At 70.2% G+C, this 16,568-nt stretch carries 17 protein-coding genes; 8 read left to right on the top strand and 9 right to left on the bottom strand.

Going from position 1 to position 16,568, the window contains the following annotated elements; translation table 11 throughout:
* Positions 1-236 precede the first annotated feature (236 nt).
* Positions 237-1,166, top strand: coding sequence for a KPN_02809 family neutral zinc metallopeptidase (gene ypfJ, locus QQ657_RS23925; protein WP_284744464.1), 930 nt, complete (start codon positions 237-239; stop codon positions 1,164-1,166).
* 51 nt (positions 1,167-1,217) lie between these two features.
* On the opposite strand, the gene QQ657_RS23920 is transcribed toward ypfJ, so the two are convergent.
* Entirely contained in the window at positions 1,218-2,759 is a 1,542-nt protein-coding gene (locus QQ657_RS23920; RefSeq protein ID WP_284744463.1) for a M28 family metallopeptidase, read from the bottom strand.
* Between the two features lie 82 nt (positions 2,760-2,841).
* On the opposite strand from QQ657_RS23920, the gene QQ657_RS23915 reads away from it, so the two are divergent.
* Positions 2,842-3,828, top strand: coding sequence for an NAD(P)H-quinone oxidoreductase (locus QQ657_RS23915; RefSeq protein WP_284744462.1), 987 nt, complete (start codon positions 2,842-2,844; stop codon positions 3,826-3,828).
* On the opposite strand, the gene QQ657_RS23910 is transcribed toward QQ657_RS23915, so the two are convergent.
* Positions 3,825-5,024 (bottom strand): cysteine desulfurase-like protein, encoded by a 1,200-nt coding sequence (locus tag QQ657_RS23910; protein WP_284744461.1) that lies wholly within the window; start codon positions 5,022-5,024, stop codon positions 3,825-3,827. The genes QQ657_RS23915 and QQ657_RS23910 overlap by 4 nt on opposite strands.
* Positions 5,025-5,158: 134 nt before the next feature.
* On the opposite strand from QQ657_RS23910, the gene QQ657_RS23905 reads away from it, so the two are divergent.
* Positions 5,159-5,716: a bacterial proteasome activator family protein gene (locus QQ657_RS23905; protein WP_284744460.1), complete on the top strand. Its 558-nt coding sequence runs from the start codon at positions 5,159-5,161 to the stop codon at positions 5,714-5,716.
* Positions 5,717-6,069: 353 nt separating this feature from the next.
* Here QQ657_RS23905 and QQ657_RS23900 read toward each other — a convergent pair whose 3' ends face one another.
* Genes QQ657_RS23900 through QQ657_RS23890 form a run of 3 tightly spaced genes read right to left on the bottom strand, consistent with a single transcriptional unit; the run spans position 6,070 to position 8,933 of the window.
* Entirely contained in the window at positions 6,070-7,209 is a 1,140-nt protein-coding gene (locus tag QQ657_RS23900; RefSeq protein ID WP_284744459.1) for an epoxide hydrolase family protein, read from the bottom strand.
* A 3-nt stretch (positions 7,210-7,212) separates the two neighbouring features.
* On the bottom strand, positions 7,213-8,190 hold the full coding sequence (locus tag QQ657_RS23895; RefSeq protein WP_284744458.1) for a spore coat protein: 978 nt from the start codon (positions 8,188-8,190) through the stop codon (positions 7,213-7,215).
* Positions 8,187-8,933 carry a glycosyltransferase family protein gene (locus tag QQ657_RS23890; RefSeq protein WP_284744457.1) on the bottom strand — a complete coding sequence of 249 codons (747 nt, stop codon included), beginning with the start codon at positions 8,931-8,933 and terminating at the stop codon, positions 8,187-8,189. Before QQ657_RS23890 ends, QQ657_RS23895 begins: the two co-directional genes overlap by 4 nt.
* A 41-nt stretch (positions 8,934-8,974) precedes the next feature.
* Between QQ657_RS23890 and pseB the strand changes: the two genes are divergently transcribed.
* Positions 8,975-9,958 carry a UDP-N-acetylglucosamine 4,6-dehydratase (inverting) gene (pseB, locus tag QQ657_RS23885; protein WP_284744456.1) on the top strand — a complete coding sequence of 328 codons (984 nt, stop codon included), beginning with the start codon at positions 8,975-8,977 and terminating at the stop codon, positions 9,956-9,958.
* The gene (gene pseC / locus QQ657_RS23880; protein WP_284744455.1) at positions 9,951-11,081 is read left to right on the top strand and encodes a UDP-4-amino-4,6-dideoxy-N-acetyl-beta-L-altrosamine transaminase; all 1,131 of its coding nucleotides are present in this window, start codon (positions 9,951-9,953) and stop codon (positions 11,079-11,081) included. The genes pseB and pseC overlap by 8 nt, the downstream gene beginning before the upstream one ends.
* Here pseC and pseI read toward each other — a convergent pair.
* From pseI to QQ657_RS23860, 4 genes are read right to left on the bottom strand one after another with little or no spacing between them, the layout of a single operon-like run.
* Positions 11,078-12,127 (bottom strand): pseudaminic acid synthase, encoded by a 1,050-nt coding sequence (pseI, locus tag QQ657_RS23875; protein ID WP_284744454.1) that lies wholly within the window; start codon positions 12,125-12,127, stop codon positions 11,078-11,080. The two genes, pseC and pseI, sit on opposite strands and share 4 nt — an antisense overlap.
* A 27-nt stretch (positions 12,128-12,154) precedes the next feature.
* The gene (locus QQ657_RS23870) at positions 12,155-12,607 is read right to left on the bottom strand and encodes a GNAT family N-acetyltransferase (RefSeq protein WP_284744453.1); all 453 of its coding nucleotides are present in this window, start codon (positions 12,605-12,607) and stop codon (positions 12,155-12,157) included.
* A 1-nt stretch (position 12,608) separates the two neighbouring features.
* Positions 12,609-13,043 (bottom strand): hypothetical protein, encoded by a 435-nt coding sequence (locus QQ657_RS23865; protein WP_284744452.1) that lies wholly within the window; start codon positions 13,041-13,043, stop codon positions 12,609-12,611.
* A gap of 31 nt (positions 13,044-13,074) precedes the next feature.
* Entirely contained in the window at positions 13,075-13,701 is a 627-nt protein-coding gene (locus QQ657_RS23860; RefSeq protein WP_284744611.1) for a glycosyltransferase family 29 protein, read from the bottom strand.
* A 144-nt stretch (positions 13,702-13,845) separates the two neighbouring features.
* Between QQ657_RS23860 and wzm the strand changes: the two genes are divergently transcribed.
* Genes wzm through glfT1 form a run of 3 tightly spaced genes read left to right on the top strand, consistent with a single transcriptional unit; the run spans position 13,846 to position 16,525 of the window.
* Positions 13,846-14,796, top strand: coding sequence for a galactan export ABC transporter permease subunit Wzm/RfbD (gene wzm, locus QQ657_RS23855; RefSeq protein WP_284744451.1), 951 nt, complete (start codon positions 13,846-13,848; stop codon positions 14,794-14,796).
* A gap of 5 nt (positions 14,797-14,801) precedes the next feature.
* Entirely contained in the window at positions 14,802-15,617 is an 816-nt protein-coding gene (gene wzt / locus QQ657_RS23850) for a galactan export ABC transporter ATP-binding subunit Wzt/RfbE (protein ID WP_284744450.1), read from the top strand.
* The gene (gene glfT1, locus QQ657_RS23845) at positions 15,617-16,525 is read left to right on the top strand and encodes a galactofuranosyltransferase GlfT1 (RefSeq protein WP_284744449.1); all 909 of its coding nucleotides are present in this window, start codon (positions 15,617-15,619) and stop codon (positions 16,523-16,525) included. The genes wzt and glfT1 overlap by 1 nt, the downstream gene beginning before the upstream one ends.
* Positions 16,526-16,568 lie beyond the last annotated feature (43 nt).

The raw sequence follows: 16,568 nt of genomic DNA, 5'->3' as shown, positions 1-16,568 counted from the left end.
CGGTTCACGAACGGGCCGGGCGCGATTGCGAACAGCACCTGAGCACGGGTTTTCCATGCGTTCACGCATACGGCGTCGATCGGGCCTGTATCGGGTCACGACCTCGGCAGTCGTGACGACAGCGCCTGAACGCCGACCCGGTCGCGGCCAACCGCCGACCAAGACACAACCTCGGTACAGAGCCTGGGTGTGGCCGCCAGCGCGACGGCCGCACCCAGGCTCGTTACCATTCGGCGGTGAGATTCGACGACGACGCCGGCTTGGACGCCTCCGAGGTCCAGGACCTGCGCGGAAGCGGTGGAGGCGGCGGCGGCGGGATCGGCGGCCGCGTTGCGCTCGGCGGTGGCGGGCTCGGCGTCGTCGGGGTGATCATCTACTTCGTGCTCTCCCAGCTCGGCGGGGTGAGCACCGGCGGCAGCGGCCTGAGCGGCGGGCTCGGCGGCGTCGGTTCCGGCCAGCAGGTCGACAACTCGAAGCTGTCCAGCGAGTGCAAGACCGGCGCGGACGCCAACAAGAACCACGACTGCGCGATCGTCGCGGTCGTCAACTCCGTCCAGGACTACTGGACGCAGCAGTTCTCGCGCTCCGGCTCGACCTACCGGAAGGCGCCGACGAACTTCTTCAACGGCGGCGTGCGCACCGGCTGCGGCAGCGCCACCTCCGACACCGGGCCGTTCTACTGCCCGGCCGACTCCGAGGTCTACATCGACCTCTCCTTCTTCGACGAGCTGAAGACCCGCTTCGGCGCGCAGGGCGGCCTCTTCACCGAGGCGTACGTGCTCGCGCACGAATACGGGCACCACGTGCAGAACCTGCTCGGCACGTCGAAGAAGGGCACCGGCACCGGCCCGACGTCCGGTTCGGTGCGCCTGGAACTGCAGGCCGACTGCTACGCCGGCGTCTGGGCCAACCACGCCTCGACGACGCCGACCGAGAGCGGCAAGCCGCTGATCACCGACGTCACGCAGGACGACATCGCCTCCGCGCTGGACACCGCGTCCCGGATCGGCGACGACTACATCCAGCAGAACCTCGGCGGCGGCCAGGTCGACCGCTCGAAGTTCACCCACGGCACGTCCGCGCAGCGCAAGAAGTGGTTCACCACCGGCTTCCAGACCGGTGACCCGGCCCGCTGCGACACCTTCGGCACCAGCAACCTGGGCTAAGACACGAAGAAGGGGCCTGTTCCACGCGTGGAACAGGCCCCTTCTCTGTTGCTAAGCGGTCAGCGCGTGCGGGTCACCGGCGACGGCGCGGGCGGAGAAGTTCCGCTGCGCGCCGCGGTCGGCGGCCTTCTGCTTGGCCGTCTTGCTCTTGCCCGGCTTCACGCCGTTGACGCTCTCGGTGCTCGTCGCGTAGACGCCGAGGGCCCAGGCGACGCCGTCCGCGTTGCGGTCCAGCGCGACCCGGTCGATGTTGCCCAGGTTGTCGCAGGCCTGGTGGTAGCACGGGTCGAACGCGATGCCGGCCGTGCCGCCCCACTTCGCCGCCTGCGCCGGGGTCTTGATGACCTCGGCGCCGGTGTCCAGGCCGCCGGCCGGGATGCCGACGGCGATGAACTCGCCGTAGTCCGAACGTCCGGTGAAGTCGGTGCCCTCGAGGGACACGCCCCGCGCGGCCTGCAGGTAGTCGACGAAGGTCTTCTCGATCTGCGCCGAGCCGTACGGGCCGGGGCCCGCACCGACGCCGTCGGAGTTGTCGCCGTCGTAGGCGAAGTACCCGGCGTTCGGCGAGCCGATCATGTCGAAGTTCAGGTACAGCGCGATGTCGAGCTGCTGCTCGAAGGTCAGCGAGTCGACGTAGTAGGTGGAGCCGATCAGGCCGAACTCCTCCGCGCTCCAGAAGCCGAAGCGGACGCCGTTGTTGACCTTCGGGCTGCTCCCCAGCTGCAGCGCCGTCTCGAGCAGGGTCGCCGAGCCGGAGCCGTTGTCGTTGATGCCCGGGCCGGCCGGGACGCTGTCGAGGTGCGACCCCAGCATCACGACGTTGTCCTTGCGGCCGGTCTTGGTCTCGGCGATGACGTTGTAGCTGGTCCGCGCCTCCTGGAAGGCACGCAGCTCCAGGGTCACCGGCTGCCCGGCGAGGGTGGCCAGCTGCGCACCCGCGGCCGCCGTCACGCCCCCGGTCGGGATCTTCGCGACGGTCGGGTCCCCCAGGGTCCCGTTCAGGTCGCCGTCGGTGTTGTTGTAGACGATGGCGCCGATCGCGCCCGCCGCCGCGGCGGTCTGCTGCTTCTGCGCGAACGAGCAGCCGCCGCGCTTGATCAGCGCGATCTTGCCGGCGACGTCGGCGGTGTAGTCGGTGGCCTCGCAGCCGCTGGTGTCGTCGACCGCGACCACGGCGAGCGGCGCGGTGATGCCGCCGACGGGCGTCGAGACGGTGTACTCCATCGCGATGACCGGGACGTTCTGGCCGCCCGCGGTCAGCTTCTCGGCCAGGGTCTCCGAGAAGGTGAACGGGAACTCCTGGCGGGTCACCTGGAAGCCGGCCGCCTCGAGCTTCGTCGCGATGTACTCGGCGGACTTCTTGTGGCCGTCGGTGCTCGCCGCGCGCGTGCCGCCGTTGGTGTCGGCGATGCGCTGCAGGGCGATGAGGTGCCGGTTGACGCCGTTGACGTCGACCTTCTTGACGAGCTGCTTGGCCAGCGCGGGACCGTCGGGGACCGTGGTCGCGGCGGCGGCCGGGGTCAGGCCGAGCACCAGCGTCGCGCCGGCGGCCAGGGCCATCGGCGGGAGGAATCTCTTTCTGAAGGGTGACATGGTTGCTCACCTTTGTTCCGAATGCGTAGTACGTCAATGCGTCATTCGGCGGGAACTTCGTTAGCCGGTATACAGTCGACACATGTTTGCGATCACCATCCGTGAGCCAGGTGACCCGGACGTTCTCGAGTGGGCGGAGGTCGCGGATCCGCGGCCCGGGCCCGGCGAAGTGCTGCTGGACGTCGCGGCGAGCGCGGTGAACCGGGCGGACCTCCTGCAGCGCCAGGGCCACTACCCGCCACCGCCCGGCGCCAGCGAAACGATCGGCCTGGAGTGTTCGGGCACGATCGCCGAACTCGGCGAGGGCGTGGAAGACACCGCGGGCTGGGCAGTCGGCGACGAGGTCTGCGCGCTGCTCGCGGGCGGCGGCTACGCGGAGAAGGCCGTCGTCCCGGCCGGGCAGCTGCTGCCGGTGCCGGCCGAGGTCGACCTGATCACCGCGGCCGGGCTGCCCGAGGTGGCGTGCACGGTGTGGGCGAACGTCGTGATGCACGCGAAGCTCGCCGAGGACGAGGTGCTGCTGGTCCACGGCGGCGCCGGCGGCATCGGCACGCACGCGATCCAGGTCGGCAAGGCACTGGGCGCGTACGTCGTCGTCACCGCGGGTTCGGAAGACCGGCTCGACCGCTGCCGCCAGCTCGGCGCCGACCTGGCGATCAACTACAAGGAGAAGGACTTCGTCGAGGTCCTCAAGAAGGAGTTCGGCGGCGCGGACGTCATCCTCGACAACATGGGCGCGTCCTACCTCGGCCGCAACGTCGACGCGCTGCGGCAGGACGGCCGGCTCGTGATCATCGGCATGCAGGGCGGGGTGCAGGGCGAGCTGAACGTCGGCGCGCTGCTCGGCAAGCGGGCTTCGGTGTTCGCGGCCGGTCTGCGCTTCCGGCCGCTGGACCAGAAGGCGGCGATCGTCGCCGACGTCCGCGAACGGCTGTGGCCGCTGGTTTCCGACGGTCTCGTCAAGCCGATCATCGGGCAGGTCGTGCCGATGGCCGAGGCCTCGTCCGCGCACCGCGCCATGGAAGAGGGCAGCGTGTTCGGCAAGATCCTGCTGGCGGCGAAGTCTTAACGGAGTTCTTCCAGCACGCGCACGAGCTGGTTGATCTCGAAGACGTTGGAGTAGTGGGCGAGCCCGATCCGCACGGCGCCGCCCACTTCACCGACGCCGAGTGACGCGAAGACGCCGGCCGCCCCGTCGTCGGCGAAGGCGCACAACCCCTGCGAAGCCAGGTACTCGGCGACCTCGGGCGCTTTCTTGCCGGCGACCGCGAACGCGAGCGCGGGAATGCGGCGCATGGCGTTGCCGATGACCATGATGTGCCGCAACGACAGCAGTTCCGTCGACAGCTGCGCGAGCAAGCCGGCGTGGTACGACTTCGCCGAGCCCAGCGAGGTGACCAGGCGCTCGCGGCGCGATCCGGACGCGGCGTCGTCGAGGCCCGCGAGGTAGTCGATCGACGCGATCAGCCCGGCCAGCAGCGGGTAGGCGTGCGGGCCGAGCTCGAGGCGGGCGGCGCCGCGCGCCATCGGGTCGAGCGAGACCGACGCGATCCGCTCGATCAGCTCGGGGTCGCGGAAGACGAGCGCCCCCACCGAAGGGCCGCCCCAGGCCTGGGCGGACACGACCATGACGTCGGCGCCGAGGGCGTTGATGTCCAGCGGCAGGAACGGCGCGGCGTAGGTGGCGTCGACGACGACGAGCGCGCCGACCCGCTTGGCGAATTCGATGATCGTCGGGACGTCCGGCCGGGTGCCGACGGACCCGGACGCGAGCGTGACCGCGACGGCCTTCGTGCGCGCCGACACGAGCTGCTCGTACTGCCACGCGGGCAGTTCGCAGGTCTCGATGTCGATCTCGCCCCACCGCACGACGGCGCCGACGCGCTTCGCGGCGCGTTGCCACGGCGCGAGGTTGGCCTGTTCGTCGAGTCTCGAGACGACGACTTCGTCACCGATGGTCCAGCGCTCGGCGAGCGCGTCGCAGAGGCGGCGCAGCATCACCGGCGAGCTCGGCCCGAGCACGACGGCGGCCGGGTCGGCCCCGACCAGGTCGGCCACGGCCCGGCGGGCCGCGGTAACGATGCTTTCCGCGCGTTGTGAGGCCGGAAACGCTCCACCCGGCCCCGACACCGGGGCGCGCATCGCCGTGGAAACGGCCGAAGCGACCTGTTCCGGGACCAGCATTCCGGCGGCGCCGTCGAAGTGAATCCAGCCGTCACCCAGCGCGGGAAAGAGCCCACGGATACGAGCGACGTCGAACGCCATGTGGACACCGTACGGACGTGCGGTTTCGCCGTGCGTCCGGGGTTGGGTGGAGAGCCACCGCGAACCCCGATAGCCGCTACGCTCGGAGACGAACACCCCGCAGGTGTCGCGGAGCGTGTTGAACGCGAGCCAGGATGGAGCACATGACCGAGCCGAACTTCACAGCGGGTGACCCCGGCCAGGAATCTTCACCCCACGTGGTGGTAGTCGGACAGGACGGCTCCCCTCTCGAGGGTGCGGAGCAAGCCGAAGCGGTGGGCGAGCTCATCGAAGAGCCGGCCAAGGTGATGCGCATCGGCACGATGATCAAGCAGCTGCTGGAGGAGGTCCGCGCGGCCCCGCTCGACGACGCGTCCCGCACGCGGGTGCGCGAGATCCACCAGACCTCGGTGAAGGAGCTGGCGGCTTCGCTGGCACCGGAGCTCCAGGAGGAACTGGAGCGGCTCGTGCGGCCGTTCACCGACGACTCGACGCCTTCGGACGCGGAGCTGCGGATCGCGCAGGCTCAGCTGGTCGGGTGGCTGGAGGGGTTGTTCAGCGGAATCCAGACGGCGCTGTTCGCCCAGCAGATGGCGGCCCGGGTGCAGCTGGAGCAGATGCGGCGCGGGTTGCCTGCCGGACCTTCGGCTGCCGGTGGGGTTCATGAGGGGCATGGGCACGGGGGGATCTCGGGGACCGGGCAGTACCTCTGACGGTTTGTGTGTGAAGGCCTTCTTGCCGGCTCTTGGGGTCGGTTAGGAGGCCTTCACGGCTTTCGGGGGATGGCCTGGGGTTGGCTTCGGCCGCTTCGAGGAGGGTCTGGGTTGACTCGGCCAGCTTCCGGGGAGGTTGTCCACAGACCATGGGGGATGTGGACAACTCCTGTGGATAACTTGCTTTGGGGCCGGGTCTGTCCTGGTGCGCCGATAGACTGGGCATGGGCACGGCACCAGGGACGGGCGGGGCTCGGCCGAGGCGGATCGAGGTATCCGCGTCTGGCGATGGAGGATTCGGGACGTTGAACGTCCCGAATCACCCATCAGTCCCCCACCCCCCTGGATCGCCCTCAGCGCAGGGCGCTGAAGAACGTCCGGATGTCGCCGATCAGGGCGTCCGGTTCCTCCAGGGCCGGGAAGTGGCCGCCCCTCGGGAACTCCGTCCAGTGGACGATCTTGTCCGTTCGCTCCGCCAACGTCCGGATCGGCAGGCCGATGTCGTCCGGGAAGACCGCCACTCCCGTCGGGACCACGTTCGACGCCGGCGGTGCTCCCCAGCCTCCCGTCAATGCCGCGTACAACCGCGCTGACGAGTTGGCCGTTTCCGTGAACCAGTAGATCGACACGTCCGCCAAGAGGTCGTCGCGGTCGATCAAGTCCGCCGACGTGTTCGAGAACGAACGGAACTTCTCCGCGATCCACGCCAGCTGCCCCGCCGGGGAGTCGTGCAGGCCGTACGCAAGCGTTTGCGGCTTGGTCGCCTGGATGATCGCGTAGCCCGTTCCCGATGCCGAGAACGCCTGCCCCTTCTCCAGGGAACGCCGGCCGAGCTCCTGGTCCGGCAGGCCCTCGAGGTCGGCCGGAGTCCGCGCCACCGCCGAGGCCAGCATCGTCACGTGGATCCCCAGCAGCCGCGACGGGAACTGGATCGCCAGCTCGCGCGAGATGATCGCGCCCCAGTCGCCGCCGTGGGCGCCGAATCGGTCGTAGCCCAAGTCCGTCATCAGCGTGGCGAACGCGCGCGCGATGCGGTCCGGGCCCCAGTCCGGCGTCGGCGTCGGGCCTGAGAAGCCGTAGCCCGGGATCGAGGGCACCACCACCGTCAGCGCCGACGCGGGGTCGCCGCCGTACGCGCGCGGGTCCGTCAGCGGCCCGATCACGTCCAGGAACTCGACGATCGAGCCCGGCCAGCCGTGCGTCAGCAGCACCGGTGTCGCGGACGGCTCCGGGGAGACCACGTGCAGGAAGTGCACCTTCGTGCCGTCGATCGTCGTCGTGAACTGCGGGAAGCCGTTGATGCGCTCCTCCTGCGCCCGCCAGTCGAAGCCCGTGCGCCAGTATTCGGCCAGCTCACGCACGTAGTCGACGGGCGCCCCGAGCCGCCAGCCGGTGTCGGCGGGCTGGTCGGGCCAGCGCGTGTTCGCCAGGCGCGCGCGGAGATCGTCGAGGGCGGCCTGCGGGACGTCGATGCGGAACGGGGTGATCGTCATGCTTCAACGATAGGAGGCACCGCGGACAGATCCGGTCCTCGATTCCACCTGATCCAGCACCCGATCCACCCCGCGACCATCCACAGTGGACGACGCCGTCGCCGACAACCGCCGCCGGAGAGCCGAGTCGGACAGCAGCGAACGCAAGACCTCGGTCACCGAAGGCAGCCGCTCGGCCAGGGACTCCGCGGCGCCGAGTCCCGCCGCCAGGCCGAGCTCCAAAGCGGCCCGGTAGCCCGGCTCCTGGTTGTCCACCAGCCGCACTGCCGCCGTCGGGACGCCGAGGCAGCACAGCTCCACGAACGTCACCCCGGCCGCGCTCACCGCGACGTCCGTCGTCGCGAACAGCTCCAGCAGTGCGGGACTCGGCGCCGCGACCCGGATCGACTGGCCCGGCCGCAAGTCGGGCAACGGAGGTTCGCCGCGCACCAGCACGTCCGCCGCGAAGGGCAGGTCCGTGTCGCGAAGCGCGCGAAGCAGCAACCCGACTGTCGGCGCCCACTGGTCGCCGCCGCCGAGGGCCACCGTGACGTGCGGCGGCGGCCCGGACGGCTCCCGGCGCGTACTCCGCACGACGTCCCGGAGCGGCGCGTACTCGATCCCCCGCAGCACGACGTCCGAGCCGTCGTCAGGCCGGGGAGAAGGCGCGAAGCCCGAGTCCACGACGATGTCCGCGGGCCGGCGCCCGAACACGTCGTCCTCGATCGAGACGAGCAGCGCGCCCGCCGCGGTGACCTCCGCACGCAGGTCACCGAGGCCGTAGTGGTCGACGACCACCGCGTCGAACCCGGAAGCGTCGAAAGACACGCGCGAGACGCCCAGCTCGTCGAAGCGGGACGCGAGCCACTCCGCGTTGTCGACCCGGCCCGCGAACGCGACCGAAAAGCCCCGCGCCACCGCCCGCTCGGCATACGCGACCATCCGCGCGACGTGCCCGGCGCCGATCGACGCCGACGCGTCCGCGCGCAGGAGCAGCCTCACGAACCGACCTTCTTCTGCTCGACGTGCGCGTTCAGCGCCACCAGCTCCGGCCGCGAGCGCAGCAGCGCGACCACCGCCCGCCAGTCGCCGACGCCGTCGCCGAGTTCGCTCACCACGGCGGAAAGCAGTTCCCAGTCCTCCGCGGTGTCCAACGTCACCCGCAGGTCGTCGGCCGCCGGGCTCACCACGATCCCGGTGCACGAATAGCGCGAAGGGTCCGCATAGATGCCCGACGTGACGTGCTCGCGGTGCGCGCCGACCGCCGTCGAGACCTGCTCGAGAAGCACGTCAGCCCGCACCAGCTCGGCGTCGAAGCCGCGTGGCAGCGTCCGGACCAGCGTGGTGCTCACGTAGTCCAGCGACGGCTGGGCCCGCCACAGCGTCGCGAGCTGGCCGATCAGCGCCGGGTCCAGCAGCGGGCAGTCGGCGGTGAGCCTGATCACGGCGTCGGCGGGGTGCTCGCGCAGCGCGACCGCGAACCGGCCGAGCACGTCGTCGAGCGGACCCCGGACCACCGCGGCGCCGCACCGAGCCGCCTCGAGTGCGACGTCGTCGTCCGAAGCGTCCGAAGACGTCGCGACGACCACCTGGTCGACACCGGGTGCGGCCGCCGCGGCCCGGACGACCCAGCCCAGGACGCTGCGGCCCGCGAGCGGGCGCAGCACCTTGCCGGGGAGCCTGGTCGACGACGACCGGGCCTGGATGACGGCGTTGACCACGGGCGCTGCACGCATGGGTGACATGATGGCCGACGGCCACAGTCACCGAAACGCGGAGGTCAACGATGTCCGAGCTGGATGGCTCCAGCATCCTGCTCACCGGCGGGACCGGTTCCTTCGGCAAGGCGTTCATCGCGCACGCGCTCGCCGAACTGAACCCGAGCCGGCTGGTCGTGCTCTCCCGCGACGAGCTCAAGCAGTACGAAGCCCGGCAGTTGTTCAACGACGACCCGCGCCTGCGCTGGTTCATCGGCGACATCCGCGACCGGCGCCGGCTCGAACGCGCCATGCAGGGCGTCGACTACGTCGTGCACGCCGCCGCGCTCAAGCAGGTCGACACCGGTGAGTACAACCCGTTCGAGTTCGTCCAGACCAACGTCATGGGCTCGCAGAACGTGATCGAGGCCGCGATCGACACCGGCGTCAAGAAGGTCGTCGCGCTGTCGACGGACAAGGCGTCCAGCCCGATCAACCTCTACGGCGCCACCAAGCTGTGCGCCGACCGGATGTTCATCAGCGGCAACCACTACGCGGCCGCGCACGTGACGCGCTTCTCCGTGGTGCGCTACGGCAACGTGATGGGCTCGCGCGGCAGCGTCATCCCGTTCTTCCGCAAGCTGGCCGGGCAGGGCGAGTCGCTGCCGATCACGCACAAGGACATGACCCGGTTCTGGATCACGCTCCCCCAGGCCGTGCGGTTCGTCGTCGACTCGTTCGACCAGATGCACGGCGGCGAGCTGTACGTGCCGCGGATCCCGAGCATGCGGCTGGTCGACCTGGCCCAGGCGATCGCGCCGGGCAGCGAGATGCACGAGGTCGGCATCCGCCCGGGCGAGAAGCTGCACGAGGAGATGATCGCCCCCGACGACGCACGCCGGACGGTCCAGCTCAAGGACCGCTACGTCGTGCAGCCGCACCTCGCCGGCTGGGGCTTCCAGCCGCCGGCGGACGGCACGCCGATGCCGGAGGGCTTCGCCTACCGCTCGGACACCAACGACCTCTGGCTGAACGGCGAGGAACTGCGCGAACTGGTCGAGCAGCATGCCTGATTTCCTCCCTTACGGGCGCCAGTCCATCAGCGAAGAGGACATCCAGGCCGTCGTCGACGTCCTGCGCGGCGACTGGCTGACGACCGGGCCCGCGGTCCAGCAGTTCGAAAACGACCTCGCGGCGCACACCGGCGGGACACCCGCGGTGGCCGTCACCTCGGGCACGGCTGCCTTGCACGTCGCGTACGCGGCGGCCGCGCTCAAGCCGGGTGACGAAGTCGTCGCGTCGCCGATGACGTTCGTCGCCACCGCCGCGACCGCCGTCCTGCACGGCGCCAAGGTCGTCTTCGCCGACGTCGAACCGGACACCGGGAACCTTTCGGTCGAGGCCGCCGCGGCCGCGATGACCGACCGCACGAAGGTCGTCGCCGCCGTCGACTACGCCGGCCACCCGGCCGAGCTGGACGCGCTCGGCGAACTCGCGCACAACGCGGGCGCGCTGCTCCTGGAGGACGCGGCGCACTCCGTCGGCGGCTCCTGGCAGGGGCGTCCGGTGGGCTCGATCGCCGACCTGACGACGTTCTCGTTCTTCCCGACGAAGAACCTCACGACGGCCGAAGGCGGCGCCGTCGTCACGCCCGATGAGAACCTCCTGGACCGCGCCCGGAAGTTCCGCAACCACGGCCTGGTCCGCGACCGCGCCGAGCAGCGCTACCCGGACGAAGGCGGCTGGCACCAGGAGGTGCACGAGTTCGGCCTGAACTACCGCCTGCCGGACGTCCTCTGCGCGCTCGGCAGCAGCCAGCTCACCCGGCTCGCGGAGTTCAAGAAGCGCCGCGCCGAGATCCACGAGCGGTACACGACGGCGCTGGCCGGCCTCGACGGCGTCGCGACCCCGCCGAGCCGCCCGGGCGCCGACCCGGTGTGGCACCTCTACCCGCTGCGGGTCCTCGAAGGCCGCCGCAAGGCGCTGTTCGAGCACCTGCGCGGCGTCGGCATCGGCGTCCAGGTGAACTACATCCCGGTGTACTGGCACCCCGTGTTCGAGGACCTCGGCTACCGGCGCGGGCTCTGCCCGAACGCCGAGGCGTACTACGAGCAGGAGCTCTCGCTGCCGCTGTTCCCGTCGCTGACGGACGCCGACGTCGACCGCGTCGTCGACGCCGTGCGCGCGTTCTTCTAGATCAAGTCCCAGGTCAGGGGCGTGCCCTTCGCGGCGTCGACGCGGAAGGTGCGCCCCACGACCTTGGTGATCTCGGCCGGGGCCAGGCCGCCGGCGGGCCGGATCGACCGGACGTTCGCCGCAGTGACCTCGTCGCCGGCCTTCACGTCCTCGACGACGTAGAGGGACCGGCGCAGCCGCAGGCCCTCCTTCTCGCTCTCCCGCGGGCCCAGCACCGCCTGGCCCAGCGCTTCCCACGCCCGGTGCGTCTCGGTCACCAGCGCGGCCAGCTCCGAAGGCTCCAGGGAGAACTCCGAGTCGACGCCGCCGTCCGCGCGAGCCAGCGTCACGTGCTTCTCGATGGCCACCGCGCCGAGCGCCACAGCGGCGACCGGCGCCCCGATGCCCGGCGTGTGGTCCGACAGGCCCACCAGCGTCTGCGTCAGGCCGGCCAGCAGCGGCAGCCCACGGAGGTTGCTCTCGGACGGCGACGCCGGGTAGCTCGCCGTGCAGCCGAGCACGATCAGCTGGTCGTTGCCCGCTTCACGCGCGGTGCGCACGGCGGCGTCGATCTCCGCGACGTTCGCCATGCCGGTCGAGATGACCAGCGGCTTGCCGGTGCGAGCGCACAGCTCGACCAGCGGCAGGTCGACGATCTCCGACGACGCGATCTTGTACGCCGGCGCGCCCAGCGACTCCAGCAGCTCGACCGCGGTCGGGTCGAACGGGCTGGAGAAGATTTCCAGCCCGCGAGCCCGCGCCCGTTCGAAGAGCGGCTCGTGCCATTCCCAAGGCGTGTGGGCCTTTTCGTACAGTTTGTACAGGTTTTCCCCGCCCCACAGGGAATGCGAGTCACCGATCCGGAACGCCGGGGTGTCGACGTCGATGGTGATCGTGTCGGGCCGGTAGGTCTGCAGCTTGACCGCCTGCGCGCCGGTTTCGGCGATGGCATCGATGATCTGCAGCGCCCGGTCGAGGTCGCCGTTGTGGTTGCCGGACATCTCGGCGATGACGAACGGCGCGTGGCCCGGACCGATCAGGTGCGCGCCGAACCGGATGTCGTGCATGGTGCCTCCCCCGGGGTGGACTGCGGGTCAGCTCAGAGTCTTGCGCAGCTGCCGGAAGCCGTTGACGGCAGGCGCGGCTTCGGCGTAGCCGGCGTGGTCGAACAGCTTCGCCGAAGCGGCGTTGTCCTGGTGGACGGCGGCCAGCACGACCCGGACGCCGAGCCGCTCCCGCGCCGCCCGTTCCCCCTCGGCGAGCACCGCGCCGGACAGGCCGCGGCCGCGCTGCTCCGGGGCGAGGGTGATGCTGATCTCCCAGCTGTCGCCGTCACGGCGGTCGAACCGGACCGTGCCCGCCGGCACGTCCTCGTGCTCCACGACGAGCAGCAGCCGGTCGGCGTCCGCGAGCACCCCGCGCAGCCACGCGAGGTGCTCGGCCAGGGAGACCACCGCCGTCGACCGCGACGACTGCCGGGTCCGCGGGTCGTTGCGCCAGCCCAGCAGCAGCTCGGCGTCCGCTTCGGTGGCCTCCCGGGCTCGCAAGCTACTGGGCGACGGGCTGCTCGACCCGGTCCTCGATGCGCCGGAGCCGGTCCTCGTAGCGGGAGATGCCGGCCAGCCGGACGCGGATCTGGGCGTGCTGGCGCTGGATCTCCTCGATCAGCGTGCGGGCCTCGGCGATCTGCGCGCTGTCGGTGCTGGGCACCAGCGACATCGACTCGCGCAGCGTCTCCAGGCGGCCTTCCTGCGCGGCCACGTGCGGGATCAGGCGGTCGAGCTCGGCACGGGCCCAGCGCAGGTCGCCACGGGCCTGCTCGAGGTTGTGCTCCGCGTCGTCCAGCCGGCGCCGGTGGTCGGCGGTGGCGTGCTCGAGGTTGTTGACGCGGTCGGCCAGTCCGCGGGTGCGGTCGTCGACCCGGAAGTCGATGAGCCGGGCGATCCGGCCGACGAGGCCTCTGCCGAGCTTCTGCATTGCCATGGGTGGTCCTTACGTGGGTGGGGACGCGCGGCTAGCGCAGGAGGGTGGTGTCACCGGTCTTGGTCCAGGAGTCCAGCAGCCGCCCTTCGGCGGCGATCTGGTGCTCCGGGCCGACGATGCAGGAGTCGCCCGCGGCGTGCTCCCACGACGTCTGGTCCGGGTTGTCGATGAACGAGAACCCGGTGAGCACGAGCTGGGCGGTCGGGAACGACGTCCGCGCGATCCAGGCCGCCAGCGTGCCGGTGGTCGACCACGTCGGCTCGTCGCGCGTCGGCAGGCCCAGGGCGTCCGACAGCGGCAGCACGACCTCGCGGTTCGACACCGGGACGGCGCCGAGGTCGGCGGGCCACCAGCCCGGCACGTCCTCCGGCTCCCAGTGCATCCGCCCGGGCTCGACCAGCAGGTAGAGCCGCTTCCGGTAGTCCTGGAAGACGTACGGGGTGGCCCGGATCGCCCGGTTGAACACCACGACGTGGGTCCGGGAGCCGACGACCTCCTCGCCCGGCTTGTCGACGACGAAGCCGTTGACGCGGATCACGAGGTCGCACGCGTCGATCGCCTTCGCCCGCTGGGGGTCGGGTGGGAGCGGCTGGTTTCCGACGACGGCCACGGAACGGGGCTCCGGGCGGTCGGCATACGCCGCGAGCAGGTTGACCATCAAGCTCGCCGCGCCGAGAGCAGCAGTCATAAGCCGAGAAAGTACCAGCACGCAGGACACACCCCACCGCGTAGCGGTCCCTAACCTCTACCACACGGGCGGGGTGGGCCGGACGCCGCTCATCCCATCGGTACCCTCGTCCACGTGCATGCCACCAGCACGGTTCAGGCCGCGAACTCACCCGTAGCGGCGTCGGCGCCCCCGACGTCGGACAGCAAGACGTTCGCGCGCGCCTTCGCCGACATCAAGGCCGGTTTCTCCGCCCGCGAGCTGTGGGGTCACCTCGGCTGGCAGGACATCAAGCAGCGGTACCGCCGCTCGGTGATCGGGCCGTTCTGGATCACCATCAGCCAGGCCGTCCTCGCCCTCGGGCTCGGGCTGCTGTATTCGCAGCTGTTCAAGCTGCCCGTCGAAGTGTTCCTGCCCTACATCTCCACCGGCTTCATCATCTGGGGCTTCATCAGCGGCTGCCTGTCCGAAGGCATGGAGACGTTCATAACGAACGAGGGGCTGATCAAGCAGCTCCCGGCGCCGCTGAGCGTGTACATGCTGCGCACGGTGTGGCGGCAGACGCTGATGCTGGCCCACAACATGATCGTCTACGTGGTCGTGCTGGCGATCTTCTTCGGCGCCCTCAGCAAGCAGTACTCGCTGCTGGGCGACGGCCTGTGCATCCCCGACCACATCTGCCACCCGGGCCTCAGCTGGAACATCCTGCTGGCCATCCCGGGCTTCTTCCTGCTCGCCCTGAACGCCGGCTGGGTGACGCTGCTGTTCGGCATCATCTCGACCCGCTTCCGCGACATCCCGCAGGTCGTCAACTCGCTGATCCAGCTGCTGTTCTACGGCACGCCGATCGTCTGGCCGGTGGACCAGCTGATGAGCGGCGGGGCGCGAGCCGGCGTCTCGTGGATCCTGCCGATCGTGAAGGCGAACCCGCTCTACCACTTCATGCAGGTCGTCCGCGCGCCGCTGCTGGGCCAGGAGTTCTCCGTGGAGAACTGGATCGTGGTCGGCTCCATCACCGTCGTCGGTTGGGCTCTCGCGCTGGTCGCGATGCGCAACTACCGTGCCCGCGTCTCCTACTGGGTGTGACACACATGGTCAGCATTGACGTCCACAACGCCTTCGTCGACTTCCCGATCTTCGATGCGAAGACCCGGTCGATGAAGAAGAAGGTCCTCGGCAAGGTCGGCGGCAAGATCGGCACCGACACCAAGGTCCCGATCATCGAAGCCCTGCACGACGTGACCCTCAACCTGCGTGAAGGCGACCGGGTCGGCCTGGTCGGGCACAACGGCGCCGGAAAGTCCACGCTGCTGCGGCTGCTCGCCGGGATCTACGAGCCGACCCGCGGCTCGTCGCGGATCCAGGGCAAGATCGCGCCGGTGTTCGACCTCGGCATCGGCATGGACCCGGAGATTTCGGGCGTCGAGAACATCATCATCCGCGGCCTCTTCCTCGGCATGACCGCCAAGGAGATGGAGAAGCGGGTCGACGACATCGCGGAGTTCACCGAGCTCGGCGACTACCTGCAGATGCCGCTGCGGACGTACTCGACGGGCATGCGCGTGCGGCTGGCGCTGGGCGTCGTCACGTCGATCGACCCGGAGATCCTGATCCTCGACGAGGGCATCGGCGCGGTCGACGCGGCGTTCCTCAACAAGGCGCGGGACCGGCTCAAGGACCTGGTGAAGCGCTCCGGCATCCTGGTCTTCGCCAGCCATTCGGACGAGTTCCTGTTCGAGCTGTGCGACTCGGCCATCTGGATGGACGAGGGGCACCTCAGGCAGCAGGGCTCGCTGCGGGACGTCCTCACGTCGTACAAGGGGCGCGACCCCTTCGAGAACATGAGCCAGGAAACCTTGGCGCGCTTCGGCGTCGAGCCGGCGGCGACGACGAACGGCGGGGAATGATGGCCAGCGAGACCCGGCAGCTGCCCGACGGCGCGGTGGTGGGCGTGGTCGTCACGCGGCATCGGCGGGAGCTGCTCGCGGACTCGCTGAAGATCATCGCGGCGCAGACCCGGCCGGTCGACCACCTGGTCGTGGTGGACAACGGGCCGGACGACTCGGCCCGTGAGGTCGTCGAGAACTACCCGCTGCCGCACACGTACCTGCCTTCGCACCGCAACCTCGGTGGCGCGGGCGGGTTCGCGCTGGGCATGCTGCACGCGCTGTCGATGGGCGCGGACTGGGTCTGGCTGGCCGACGACGACGGGCGCCCGGCCGACGAGAACGTGCTGGCGATCCTGCTGGCGGAGGCGGAAAAGCGGGACCTGGCCGAGATTTCGCCGGTGGTGTCCAACATCGACGCCCCGGAGAAGCTGGCGTTCCCGCTCCGCCGCGGCTTGACGTGGAAGCGGTCGCAGTCCGAGCTGGGTGTGGACTTCCTGCCCGGCATCGCGTCCCTGATGAACGGCGCGCTGTTCCGAGCGTCCACTTTGGACGTCGTCGGAGTGCCGGACCTGCGCCTGTTCTTCCGCGGCGACGAGGTCGAGCTGCACCGCCGGCTGGTGCGTTCGGGGCTGCCGTTCGGCACGTCGCTGAAGACGAAGTACCTGCACCCGGACGGCTCGGACGAGTTCAAGCCCATGCTGGGTGGCAAGTTCCACGCGCAGGACCCGGAGAACGAGGTCAAGCGGTACTACACGTACCGCAACCGCGGATACCTGTTGTCCCAGCCGGGAATGCGCAAGATCGGCGCGCTGGAGATCGTCCGGTTCGGACTGTACTTCGTGGGCGTGAAGCGTGATCCGAAGGCGTTCCTGCAGTGGCTGAAGCTGGTGCGCCAAGGCCGCGCGGAGAAGTTCTACCGCTACTGAGTTCACGAGAAAGGGCCCCCGCCGCGGCGGGGGCCCTTTCTCG

It is taken from the genome of Amycolatopsis ponsaeliensis (genome assembly GCF_030182635.1).
Lineage (GTDB): Bacteria > Actinomycetota > Actinomycetes > Mycobacteriales > Pseudonocardiaceae > Amycolatopsis > Amycolatopsis ponsaeliensis.
Note: the sequence above shows the minus strand (reverse complement) of the source record. Positions and strands in the feature narration are given on the sequence as shown.

What these genes read in the sequence shown, in the direction of transcription:
- QQ657_RS23920 (WP_284744463.1), bottom strand. Translation starts at nt 2,759, where the DNA reads ATGTCACCCTTCAGAAAGAGATTCCTCCCGCCGATGGCCCTGGCCGCC.
- QQ657_RS23915 (WP_284744462.1), top strand. Translation starts at nt 2,842, where the DNA reads ATGTTTGCGATCACCATCCGTGAGCCAGGTGACCCGGACGTTCTCGAG.
- QQ657_RS23910 (WP_284744461.1), bottom strand. Translation starts at nt 5,024, where the DNA reads ATGGCGTTCGACGTCGCTCGTATCCGTGGGCTCTTTCCCGCGCTGGGT.
- QQ657_RS23905 (WP_284744460.1), top strand. Translation starts at nt 5,159, where the DNA reads ATGGAGCACATGACCGAGCCGAACTTCACAGCGGGTGACCCCGGCCAG.
- QQ657_RS23900 (WP_284744459.1), bottom strand. Translation starts at nt 7,209, where the DNA reads ATGACGATCACCCCGTTCCGCATCGACGTCCCGCAGGCCGCCCTCGAC.
- QQ657_RS23890 (WP_284744457.1), bottom strand. Translation starts at nt 8,933, where the DNA reads ATGTCACCCATGCGTGCAGCGCCCGTGGTCAACGCCGTCATCCAGGCC.
- pseB (WP_284744456.1), top strand. Translation starts at nt 8,975, where the DNA reads ATGTCCGAGCTGGATGGCTCCAGCATCCTGCTCACCGGCGGGACCGGT.
- pseC (WP_284744455.1), top strand. Translation starts at nt 9,951, where the DNA reads ATGCCTGATTTCCTCCCTTACGGGCGCCAGTCCATCAGCGAAGAGGAC.
- pseI (WP_284744454.1), bottom strand. Translation starts at nt 12,127, where the DNA reads ATGCACGACATCCGGTTCGGCGCGCACCTGATCGGTCCGGGCCACGCG.
- QQ657_RS23865 (WP_284744452.1), bottom strand. Translation starts at nt 13,043, where the DNA reads ATGGCAATGCAGAAGCTCGGCAGAGGCCTCGTCGGCCGGATCGCCCGG.
- QQ657_RS23860 (WP_284744611.1), bottom strand. Translation starts at nt 13,701, where the DNA reads ATGGTCAACCTGCTCGCGGCGTATGCCGACCGCCCGGAGCCCCGTTCC.
- wzt (WP_284744450.1), top strand. Translation starts at nt 14,802, where the DNA reads ATGGTCAGCATTGACGTCCACAACGCCTTCGTCGACTTCCCGATCTTC.
- glfT1 (WP_284744449.1), top strand. Translation starts at nt 15,617, where the DNA reads ATGGCCAGCGAGACCCGGCAGCTGCCCGACGGCGCGGTGGTGGGCGTG.